Origin of the sequence: Bradyrhizobium sp. Ai1a-2 (assembly GCF_000426245.1) — a bacterium.
Taxonomy (GTDB): domain Bacteria; phylum Pseudomonadota; class Alphaproteobacteria; order Rhizobiales; family Xanthobacteraceae; genus Bradyrhizobium.
In genome coordinates, this window is the sequence record NZ_AUEZ01000129.1 from 1 (window position 1) to 11,369 (window position 11,369).

Annotated in this window: 4 protein-coding genes and 7 pseudogenes; 6 read left to right on the forward strand and 5 right to left on the reverse strand. The window is 61.9% G+C overall.

Features of this window, described 5'->3' with window-relative positions; translation table 11 throughout:
- From K288_RS48330 to K288_RS48340, 3 genes and pseudogenes are all read left to right on the forward strand, one after another.
- Positions 1–1,321 (forward strand): annotated as a pseudogene (locus tag K288_RS48330) (IS3 family transposase); the annotation flags it as partial.
- Positions 1,322–1,381: 60 nt separating this feature from the next.
- Positions 1,382–1,906 (forward strand): annotated as a pseudogene (locus tag K288_RS48335) (IS6 family transposase); the annotation flags it as partial.
- 302 nt (positions 1,907–2,208) lie between these two features.
- The gene (locus K288_RS48340; protein ID WP_027584517.1) at positions 2,209–2,619 is read left to right on the forward strand and encodes an ISL3 family transposase; all 411 of its coding nucleotides are present in this window, start codon (positions 2,209–2,211) and stop codon (positions 2,617–2,619) included.
- A gap of 74 nt (positions 2,620–2,693) precedes the next feature.
- On the opposite strand, the gene K288_RS48345 is transcribed toward K288_RS48340, so the two are convergent.
- Positions 2,694–4,283 carry an ISL3 family transposase gene (locus K288_RS48345; protein WP_201449806.1) on the reverse strand — a complete coding sequence of 530 codons (1,590 nt, stop codon included), beginning with the start codon at positions 4,281–4,283 and terminating at the stop codon, positions 2,694–2,696.
- Positions 4,284–4,404: 121 nt separating this feature from the next.
- On the opposite strand from K288_RS48345, the pseudogene K288_RS48350 reads away from it, so the two are divergent.
- The 3 pseudogenes from K288_RS48350 to K288_RS48355 form a co-directional block, all read left to right on the forward strand.
- A pseudogene (locus tag K288_RS48350) lies at positions 4,405–5,906 on the forward strand (ISNCY family transposase).
- Positions 5,907–6,077: 171 nt separating this feature from the next.
- Positions 6,078–6,320, forward strand: a pseudogene (locus K288_RS0140425) (IS6 family transposase); the annotation flags it as partial.
- Positions 6,321–6,388: 68 nt separating this feature from the next.
- Positions 6,389–6,565 (forward strand): annotated as a pseudogene (locus K288_RS48355) (integrase core domain-containing protein); the annotation flags it as partial.
- Positions 6,566–6,585: 20 nt separating this feature from the next.
- Here K288_RS48355 and K288_RS0140435 read toward each other — a convergent pair.
- From K288_RS0140435 to K288_RS0140455, 4 genes and pseudogenes are all read right to left on the reverse strand, one after another.
- Complete coding sequence (locus K288_RS0140435) at positions 6,586–8,652, reverse strand: recombinase family protein (RefSeq protein ID WP_027584523.1); 2,067 nt, start codon at positions 8,650–8,652, stop codon at positions 6,586–6,588.
- Between the two features lie 193 nt (positions 8,653–8,845).
- A pseudogene (locus K288_RS48360) lies at positions 8,846–9,942 on the reverse strand (IS3 family transposase); the annotation flags it as partial.
- Between the two features lie 75 nt (positions 9,943–10,017).
- Positions 10,018–10,323: pseudogene (locus K288_RS0140450) on the reverse strand (IS3 family transposase); the annotation flags it as partial.
- 2 nt (positions 10,324–10,325) lie between these two features.
- On the reverse strand, positions 10,326–11,369 hold a 1,044-nt coding region (locus K288_RS0140455; RefSeq protein ID WP_027584526.1), incomplete at its 5' end, for an IS110 family transposase.

Genomic DNA, 11,369 nt, shown 5'->3' on the forward strand with positions numbered 1-11,369 from the left:
CGGCAGAACAAGTGCTAAAGGACATTAGGCGCCAGACCCGCCGGCAGTATTCGGCGGAAGAGAAGATCCGCATAGTGCTGGAGGGATTGCGCGGCGAGGAGAACATCTCCGAGCTTTGCCGCCGAGAAGGCATTGCCGCCTCGATGTATTACGGCTGGTCCAAGGAGTTTCTCGAGGCCGGCAAGCGCCGCTTGGCCGGCGACACGGCGCGAGCTGCGACCTCCGGCGAGGTGAAGGACCTCCGCCGGGAGGCCGCCGCCTTGAAGGAGGCCGTCGCCGATCTGACCCTGGAGAACCGTCTGCTCAAAAAAAGTATGAACGGAGATGGGGAGGACGAGGCATGAGGTATCCCGCCTCCGAGAAGGCCGAGATCATCCATTTGGTCGAGCAATCGCATCTTCCGGCCAAACGCACGCTGGACAAGCTCGGGATCCCGCGCGCCACATTCTATCGCTGGTATGATCGCTACCGCGAGGGAGGCGTTGAGGCGCTGGCCGATCATCGGTCTCGACCAGACCGGGTCTGGAACCGCATCCCGGACGATGTGCGGGGCCAGATCATCGACCTGGCGCTGGAGTTACCTGAGCTGTCGCCACGCGAGCTGGCCGTGCGGTTCACCGACGAACGAAAGTACTTTGTATCCGAGGCGTCGGTCTATCGGCTGCTGAAGGCGCATGACCTCATCACCAGCCCGGCCTATGTGGTGATCAAGGCCGCGAACGCGTTCAAGGACAAGACGACGGCCGTCAACCAGCTCTGGCAGACCGACTTCACCTACCTCAAGATCACCGGATGGGGGTGGTACTATCTCTCGACCGTGCTTGACGACTTCTCGCGCTACATCGTGGCCTGAAGGCTTGGTCCCACCATGTGCGCTTCCGATGTTACAGCCACCCTCGACCAGGCACTCGCCGCCTCCGGTCTTGACCACATCGCCGTCGCGCACCGGCCAAGGCTTCTCAGCGACAATGGCTCGAGTTACGTGGCAGACGATCTGGCCAAGTGGCTCGACCAGAAGGGCATGCAGCATGTGCGCGGCGCTCCGTACCATCCTCAGACTCAGGGAAAGATCGAGCGCTGGCATCAGACGCTCAAGAACCGCATTCTGCTCGAAAATTACTACCTACCCGGTGATCTCGAACGTAAAGTACGGGCCTTCGTCGAACACTATAATCACCTCCGCTATCATGAGAGCATCGACAACCTCACGCCAGCCGATGTCTGCTTCGGCAGGGCTGAGGCGATGCTCGCAGAGCGAAACCGCATCAAGCGCGACACCATCGCAAACCGCCGCTTGCAGCATCAACTGCAGGCTGCTTAAACTCTAACCCAGATGAGCCAGAGCCTCTCTTCGCGAAAAGCCTGATCAGTCTCAAATTATCTGACGACGGACACCAAGGACCCTCTTTATCGCCGCCATCGCTTCCCGCCGGAAGTGATCAGCTATGCCGTTTGGTTGTATTTCCGGTTTCCCTTAAGCTTGCGTATGGTCGAGGCAATGCTGGCGGCGCGTGGCATTGGCGTGACCTATGAAACCGTGCGCCAGTGGGGACGGAAATTCGGCAAGGCGTTCTCCGATCGGATCCGCCAGCGCGCTCCCGCCCGCGGTGACAAATGGCATCTGGACGAAGTCGTTATCTCGATCGCGGGCGAACAACATTGGCTCTGGCGCGCTGTCGACCAGAATGGCTTCGTTCTCGACGTCTTGGTCCAGCGCCGAAGAGACTCGCGCGCTGCGCAGCGGCTCATGAAGAAGCTCTTGAAATCCGCCGGCACGCCGCCGCGCGTGATGATCACGGACAAGCTCCGTTCGTACGGCGCTGCGAGGGCGAAGATAGGCCTTTATGTCGAACATCGCCAGCACAAAGCTCTCAACAATCGGGCCGAGAATTCTCATCAGCCGACGCTATAGCGCGACAATCAGGGGTTCTTCCGCATATTTGGTGCAGGGTGCGGGATTCACGGACAGTGCAAATAAGGGCATAAGGTGAAATCGCAGTCGACGTCGTGATTCGCCTTGCTCCATGCCTTCCGCTCGCTGATTTCTTCCGAGCTTTCGATTGTCCAGATCCTTCCCCGGACCGACAGGGTGTTGCTCGTGGCTCGGCCGAAGTCAGCGGTCTCGCACTGTCCCTGTTGCGGCTGCCAGACGAGTCGCTCCACAGCCATTACGTGCGCCACTTAGCTGATCTGCCGTGGCAAGGTCGGGTGGCCGAAATCCGGCTTCACGCGCGGCGGTTTCGATGCGCGAATCCGCAATGCCCGCGTCAGATATTCACCGAGCGTCTACCGGCAACGGTACGGCCGAAAGCAAGACGCACAACCCGCCTCGGCGAGAGCCAACTGGCGATCGGCTTTGCGGTCGGCGGAGAGCCCGGCTCGCGCCTGTCGCGCAAACTGGCTATGCCGATCAGCAGTGACACCTTGCTCCGAATGATTCACTCGGCTCCCTTGCCGGATTTCGTTGCCCCGACCGTCATCGGTATCGACGATTGGGCTTGGCGTCGTGGCCAGCGATATGGAACGATCATCTGCGATCTGGAGCGCAATTGCGTGCTTGATCTGCTTCCCGATTGTAACGCCGACAGTGTTGCCTGCTGGCTGAAGCGCTGGCTATAGCGCGACAATCAGGGGTTCTTCCGCGTATTTGGTGCAGCTTGAGCGACTGGGGCGGATTGTTTGTCGGGTTGCCCTCAAGCAGCCAAGAGGACGCGTCGACGCAATAACGGGTAGCTTGCCCGACCATACATTTGTCGTTTGATGGCCTTGATCTTGTTGATCTGGCCTTCGACTGGACTGGTTGTCCAGGATGTCGTTATTGCCGCACGGACGGCATCGATGTCGCGCGTGATGCCGTTGGCGAAGCTGTTAAGCTCGCTGTTGGTTGCTTGTTCGATCCATTCATCGAGCGCAGCGACATCGTCTCCATTGAGAAGGGACACAAACCGCTTCGCCAGATCGGCCGCCGTGGCGAGTTCCGGAGCTTGTACAAACAGGTGGCAAAGAAACAGCCTGGTTTCAGCATCGATCTGATCTGAATCCTGGCTCAGATACCAAGCACAGCGACGACGCGATGGAGCTTTCCAGGCCGAGCGTGGTTGCGTTGCTCCTTCCGAGTCTGCACATGCAGATCTGTTTGCGGCCCCTCGTGCGACGGTCACCCGGCTTCCGGTATAGCCTTGTTTCTGGAGTTCTCGCCACAATTGCTGTCCTACCTGACAGCCGGACGCCCATTGCGCTTCGAGCCATGCTTCAAAGGGCGCGAGAAGATGCGAAGGTCTGCGAGGACGCGAATGTTCCGGCTCGCCACCGGCAGACAGCCAGCGCTGAACAGTGCGCTGCGCGACACCGAGCAGTTGCGCGATTCTGGATGTCGGATAATCCTGCTCGCGCAGGCGACAGATTTCATCCCAACGCTCCCGTCGCGCAGCTTTTCGATCCGCTCGCAATTGTGCAAGTCCCGGCGGTGACGGTGCACGGTCGATCGGCTCTCTTTGGGTGGACGCCATGATCTGCACGGCAGCGGCTACGTTGTAACGATGGCGACCGACTGCGTGGCGCATGGCTTCACCCATACTGTTGAGCAGATGCCAGCGGTCCGCCACCTGCACCGCGTCGGGTGCGCCACGACGTGCACCATCGGCATAAAGTCCCGCACGATCGCGGGCCACAACCTTGATCCCTGGCCAGCGCTTCAGCCAACGCGTAACACTGTCGGCGCTACGGTCGGGAAGCAGATCAAGAACACAATTACGTTCCAGATCGCAGATGACCGTTCCATATCGCTGACCACGACGCCAAGCCCAATCGTCGATGCCGATGACGGTCGGGGCAACGAAATCCAGCAAGGGAGCCGAGTGAATCATTCGCAGTAAGGTGTCGCCGCTGACTGGCATGGCCAGTTTGCGCGACAGGCGCGAGCCAGGCTCACCGCCGACCGCAAAACCGATCGCCAGTTGGCTCTCGCCGAGGCGGGTTGTGCGTCTTGCTTTCGGTTGTACCGTTGCCGGCAGCCGTTCGGCGAATATCCGACGCGCACATTGCGAATTCACGCATCGAAGCCGTCGCGCATGGAGCCGGATCTCGACGACCCGCCCCTGCCACGGCAGATCGCTCAAGCGGCGCACGTAATGGCTATGGACGCGACCTGTCTGGAAGTCGCAACAGGGACAGAGCGAGACCGTCGACTTCGGTCGAGCAACAAGCACGACCTTGTCCGCTTGGGGAAGAACCTGGAAAATCGAAAGCTCGGGGGAAACCAGCGAGCGGAAGGCGTGGTGCAAGGCGAAGCACGGGCGTCGATTGCGATTCCGACCCGCATTGCCTCGCCTTAATTGTTACCGGATGCTGAGCCGTTGCCTCACGTAAATTGCTCCCTTGGATCGGGAACGAGCGGGGGCGAAGATGGGGTGGCTAAGCATGGCAACGCGGAAGGAACTGACAGCGGCGGCGGGCGCGCGCTATCGGCGTTCGGATCGCGCGAAGAAGGCGCGGATATTGGACGAGTTCGTCGACATCACCGGATTCCATCGCAAGCATGCGATGCGCCTACTTCGAGGTCAGGAAGACGCACGCCAGGGCCGACGGGCGCGACGTCGGCAGAACACAACGCGCTCGTGCTCCTTTGGGAGGCGTCAGACCGGATCTGCGGGAAGCGGCTGCAGGCGTTAATGCCTGCGCTGATTGAGGCGATGGAACGGCACGGCCACCTCGACCTTGCCCCCGAGATCCGCGACAAACTTTTGGCGATGAGCGCTGCGACGATCGACCGCGCATTGGTGCGGGTCCGAGAAGGATTAGGTCGCAGGCGCCGGCGGCACGCGACGCACTCGTTGCGTCGCAGTGTTCCAATACGGACGTCGGCAGATTGGAACGATCCGGCGCCGGGATTCGTCGAGGCTGACCTTGTCGCGCATAGCGGTCCATCTGCGCGCGGCAGCTTCATCCAGACCCTCGTGCTCACCGACATTGCTACCGGCTGGACGGAGTGCGCCCCTCTGATCGTGCGCGAACAGACGCTGTTGAGTACGGTGTTGACGGAATTGCGCAAACAATTGCCTTTTGCGCTGCTCGGCCTCGATACGGACAACGACACCGTATTCATGAACGTGACGCTGAAGGCCTACTGCGATGCGGGCAACATCGTCTTCACGCGTTGCCGGCCCTACCGCAAGAACGACCAGGCGTTCGTCGAGCAGAAGAACGGCGCGGTCGTGCGCAGGATGATCGGCTATCGTCGGTTCGAGGGCCTGGAGGCGGCTACACTGCTGGCTGAACTCTACCGATCGGCGCGGCTGTTCGTGAATTTCTTCCAGCCTTCGTTCAAGTTAATAGCCAAACAGCGCGACGGTGCGCGTGTGCGCAAGACGTACAGCGCGCCGACAACGCCACACCAGCGCTTGGCTGCCGACGCTCGCACGCCCGACGCGGTTCGCGCCCATCTCCAGGAAATCTATGCCGCCCTCGACCCGGTCGCGTTGCTGCACGATATCCGCGCCGCACAGGAGCGCCTCGCGGCGCTCGCGGATACACAGCCAATCGCCCATCCTGCTGCGGCAACGCAATCGATCGATCTCTTTCTGGCAAGCCTACGAACCGCCTGGAAGGACGGAGCTATGCGACCGACGGATCGGCCAATCGTGCAAGCGAAAAGAGGCCGGCGCCGTCCCGACCCGCTCATCAGGGCAACGCCAGATTTGCGAAAATGGTTTGAGGTCGAGCCCTGGCGGACTGGCAGCGAACTGCTCTCCCGGTTGCAGGTGGAATATCCTGGAGCCTATCCGAACAAGCTTCTTCGAACGCTTCAACGTCGGCTTAAATCCTGGCGCAGCGAGCAAGCGAACGCGTTACTGTTCGTTCCTACGGAGAAAACGCCGCCGGGGTATGAGGTCACAACACCCCAATGATGTGCCAGGTGCCAGCGGAGGAGGCCGGGCGCTCCGAAACCCCGGCCATCTCCGCACCCGGCCTCCTCCTCGACCCAAGCCGGGAGCAAAATAAATGAGGCAACCCATCGCACTCGGGAGCATCGATATGTGAGGCAATACGGAGTCTCACCCTGATCGCCGCCGCGCACGACGCGGCGACGCGAGCGGATCATGAAGCGTTTCAAATCGTCCCGTCAGGCTCAACGGTTTCTGTCAGTTCACGATCAGGTCGCGAACCTTTTCCACATCCCCTATCCCGGAGCCGTCACCGCCGACTTCCGTCGTGCTTCGCGCGAGCGCGCCTTTGCGACCTGGCGCGAGATCTCCATGACAAGCGCTATCACCGACTCTCGACCTCTGAGAATCGTCTCCTTCGGCTCGGCGGTCGATTAAGTTGACGATGCCGTTTGAACTGTTTCCCTTCGCCATGTGGCAGGTTTTCCCTGCCGCGGACTACCGGCGTGCTCGCCGCCAACGGCATCGCGATCAGCATGGACGGCAAGGGAGCCTGGCGGGACAACCTGTTTGTCGAACGGCTATGGCGCAGCGTCAAATACGAGGAGGTGTATCTGCGGGCCTATGACAGCGTCAGCGCGGCGCGCACCTCGATCGGCCGATATCTCGACTTTTACAATCGCGCATCAGAACACCCATCTGCCTATGTTGTTGAAGAGAAGAGACTTTGCTGATTGGGATGCGATCCCGTGGGGTATCTTGGGTTCTGTCGCGCTCGTTCGGCGATAGATTGAGCAGCAGTGGTTATCAGCTCGGAGCGGGCGAAGATCCACGGGCCGTCCGACAGCGGATGGATGGCTTCGATCTCGCCGGCTTCAGCGGCGAGCCGGAGCGTCTTCGGCGCGATCTTCAGGATCTGTGCGGCGTTGCTGAGGTTGAGCCAGGGCTCGATCCCGTCCTCGGCGGGCTTGAACACCGGGATGCGATAGCTCGAGCGCATTGATGTGACGCGCTCGCGGGTCCAGCGATTGCCATTGCCCGTCTTGAGGCCGTTGCGGTTGAGGAGGCCAGCAATCAAATCGTCGCTGGCGATCAGGACCAGCTGACGCACGGCTTGGATGATATCAGCAGAAGTGCTGTTGCGCTGTCCGCGCCGGCGCTTGGGCAAGCGCAACTCGCTGTGGGCGCCGCCTACCCAGTGGACGACGAGAACGATCTCGGAGGCCGCGTGGTCGATATCGGCCACAACCTCGCGGATCACCGTGCGTAGGATGCGTTTCTTGAGACGGGCATCGGTCGTCGGCGCTGACCAGACGGTTCGCAGGTTCGACGCCAGGACGCCGAGCGAGGCCGGAGCAACGGCGGCAGGGGGTATACTCGCATCATGCGCGGCAAGTTTGCCCTCGGCCTCCGCCACATCGACGAGCGCCCTGTTCCAGCGCGCTTCAAGCTCGCTCGCCACCAGCCGGTTCGCGGGGTCAGCCGCATCGTATTGCCGGAAGGCCCGGTCGGCGGCATAGCGCGCCGCTTCGAGGTCGCGACTGAGAGCATCGCGCACCTGATCGCGCCGTTCTCCGGCTTCCTTGGCGGCAGCGATTGCAGCGGCGATAGCCCCCGGACCGACGACGCCAAGCAGCGCTTCCTCGATCGCATCATCGACGCGCAATCCGCCGAAGGCGATGCAGTGAGGGCCGCCATTATCCATCCAGGCGCGGCTGCAGCTGTAGCGCGGGATACGGTGCTTCATGCCGGAGTACCGGAGTGTGAGCTTGCGGCCGCAGCGCTTGCACCGGATCAGACCGGCCAGCAGCGCGTCACCATGCTCGGGTGCGCCGGGATGCCGACTGGTGGGAACGTTGCTGCTGACCATTGTGCGAATCGCCTCGAACCTCTCCCAGCTCACATACCCTTCGTGGGTGTTGGGCTTCAGCGTCAGCCATTCGGTCCGCGCCTTGCGGCGGATCTTCACGCTCACGCCCGCGGTGCCGTATCCCGCCGCCACAGCCGTCTTACCATAGGCATAGGCGCCGCCGTAGACCGGGTTCTCAATGATCCGGTGGATGGCAGAGTAGCTCGGTCGCCGCCAGGCGGTGTCGCCGTTGGTCTGCTTCACCGGTAGATCGAGGTTGTACTCGTGGAGCCAGCAGAGCGCCTGTCGCGCGCTGCCCAGTTCCTCGACCTTGTCGAACACCAGCTTGATCGCTTCCTGGACACGCCGATCCGGATCCTTCTCATAACGGTCGCCAGCCTTCACGAAGCCGACGGGTGCTGCCACAACCAACTCGCCCCGGCGCGCCTTCTCGTAGCGGGCCGAGAGCGAGCGCTGGCGCAACAGATCCAACTCGTACTCGTTGAGGCTGCCCTTGAGCCCGAGCAGCAGGCGGTCGTTGCCGTGCCGCGGCGCATAAATGGTCTCCTGATCGACCAGAACGGTATCGACCACGCGGCACATCTCGATGAGTTGCTGCCAATCCCGGCTGTTGCGAGCGAAGCGCGAGACCTCGCGGGCGCAAACCGCACCAACCTTACCGAGACAGACCTCCGCTACCATTCGCTCGAAGCCGGCGCGTTGAACCGCGCCGGCGGCTGAACGACCGAGATCATCATCGATCACTTCGATCTCGGACCATCCGAGCGCCGTCAGCCGGTCCCGCATGGCGTATTGCAACGCGCTACTCTCGCGATTGTGCAACACCTGATGTGCTGAGGATTGACGCACGTAAAGAAGTGCCTTGCGCTCCAGATGATGAGGTCTGACCTTGTCAGAGATCTGAAATGGACCCGCGGAGCGGGACCGCTTGAGCCGGTTTGTTAGTTGGAAACTGACCGCTCCTGATCCGTTTCTATCACGCTGCGAGAAACCCTGTCTGCTGCTGTTGCTGTGGGCATGTGGTCAACGCGTCAGCGTTGTCCATCATGTCCACAGCCTTCGCAGCCTGCATCCGTTCGCGCCAGACCGCCATCGGCGCGCGATAGCCGAGTGCCTGATGAAGGCGGCGACCGTTGTAGAAGGCGATCCAGTTTGCGATTCCTGCCCTGGCCTCGCGACCGTTGGCATAGCCCTTGAGATAGATGTCCTCATGCTTGAGCGAGCGCCACAGCCGCTCGATGAAGACATTGTCCATCCAACGACCGCGGCCATCCATTGAGATCTTGATCCCTGCGCCGGCCAACGCGCCGGTGAAGGCCGCACTCGTGAATTGGCTGCCTTGGTCGGTGTTGAATATCTCCGGCCTGCCATACCGTGCCAGAGCGTCGTCGAGCGCAGCGAGGCAGAACGAGGTATCCATTGTATTGGAGATACGCCACGCTAGCACTGCACGGCTCGCCCAGTCGATGATGGCAACGAGATAAAGAAAGCCACGGCCGATGGGCAAATACGTGATGTCGGCCGCCCACACCTGGTTCGGCCGGTCGATCGTCATGTTGCGCAGCAGATAGGGATAGATCTTGTGGCCCGGCGCCGGCTTCGTCGTGTTCGGCTTCGGTCCCAGCGCCGCGATGCCCATCTTGCGCATCAGGCGCTGCACGCGCTTGCGATTGACCTGAAGCCCCTCAGCCTTCAGCATCGCGGTCATTCGCCGCGAGCCCAGGAACGGCCAGGCGGTGAACAGCTCGTCGATCCGCCGCATCAGGCCAAGGTCGTTGTCGTTGGCCGGCCGGGGCGGCCGGTAGACGCCAGAGCGCGCGATGCCAAGCAACATGCATTGCCGGCGGATCGACAGCGCCTTATCGGCGCGATCAAGCATTCCTCGACGGTCCGGCGTGCTCATCTTCCGGACCTCCGCACTAAAAAATCGCGCTCGACTGTCAGTTGTCCAATCTTGGCGTGCGGCTTCTCGATCTCGCGTTCGCGAGCGTCCTCGCTCTCCCACCCGACACCCGCGTCAAAAGCCCGGGCCGCCTGTTCCAGCAGTTGCTTCTTCCAGGCATAGATCTGGTTCGGGTGAACCTCGTAGCGCTGGGCCAAATCGGCCACCGTCGCCTGCTCCCGCACCGCCTCCAGCGCGATCTTTGCCTTCAGTGCCGCGTCGATCTTGCGTCTCGTCTTCTTCGTCATTGCTCACTCCGTCTATCAGACGGAGCGGCCTTTTTCCAACTAAGCCTCCGGTCCCAAAATCGGGGTCCATTTCACCTTGCGGCGGGCCCGCCGCTTGCGGACAGTGAGCCCTTCCTCGCGATAAAGCCGGTGGATCCGGTTGATCCCGGATGGCTCGCCCTCCCGCCGCAGCAGGACGAACAGCCGGCGATAGCCGAACCGGCGGCGTTCATTGGCCAGCTCGCGCAGCCGGACGCGCAGCTCGATGTCCGGTGGCCGGCGAGAGCGGTAGCGGATCATCTTCCGATCCGCACCGACGATCGAACAGGCCCGCCGCTCCGACAGGCCCGCCGCGGCCTCCAGATGCGCCACCGCGGCGCGTTTGGCGGCGGGCCCTACCATTCCTAAGAAACGGCAGCAACTACTTTCGGCTCCAAGGGCTGGAGAACAAAGCCGAATGCCCTGGCACGCCGATGCAAATTGTTGACCACCCGCGTTCGGTAACGCGTCTCGTAGGACGAGGCCCCGGGATCGACATAGTCCATTCCGTATCGCACAGCATTGTAGAACAGAACTGCGATCTTGCGGGCCGTGGCGGTCACGGCCTTGGCCTTGCCGACGCGCGCTGAGAGCCGTCTATAAAAAGCGCCGAGCGCGGTGTCTGTACGACCCACGGTCACGGCAGCGAGGCGCAGAAGTGCCGCCGCCCGTCCGCCGGATCGGCGCGTTCGCGACGAGAGCATTTTGCCGCCGGAGATCTTGTTGCTCGGCGCCAATCCCAGCCAAGAGGTAAAATGCTTTGCACTTGGCCACGAAGAGAGGTCGTCGCCGCATTCAGCGATCAGCTTCAGCGAGAGGTAAGGACCGAGGCCGTCGATGGTGGTGATGTCCTTTCCGAGCAACGCGAACAGCGCCTCGCGGACGTCAAAAGCTAGAGCGTTCGCCTGATCCGTTCGATTCCGACGACGCGAGACCCGCGGGGCTGGTCCATGGCCATGACCGCGGTGGAGGCTCAGTTCCTTCAATACGGCTTCGATCCGGGCGTCGCAGGCAGATGCCTTCTCGTGGTAGGCGTCGTAAAGCGCAAGTGCCTGCTCGAGCGCAAACAGGTGCTCGGCGCGGTAGCTTCCGGTGAGCGCCTTCGCGATCGTCTCGGCGCTGGAGTGGCAACTGTAATGGCGCAAGCACGCCAGCGCCTCAGGATCGCGCTCGCCGGCAAGGATCGCGCGTATGATACGCAGGCCGGTCGTGCCGGTGATGTCGACGACGACGTGGTGCAGCTGAAGATTCATCTCCATCAAGGCCTTCTGCATATGCTGGATGTGTGAGGCCGCGTACTCCAGCAGACGCTCGCGCTGACGCACGTAGGCTCGCAGCTCGGCAATCTGCCCTTTGGGCCGAAAGCTGGCCCGCAGCAACCCGAATGAATGGAGCCGCTGCAGCCATTG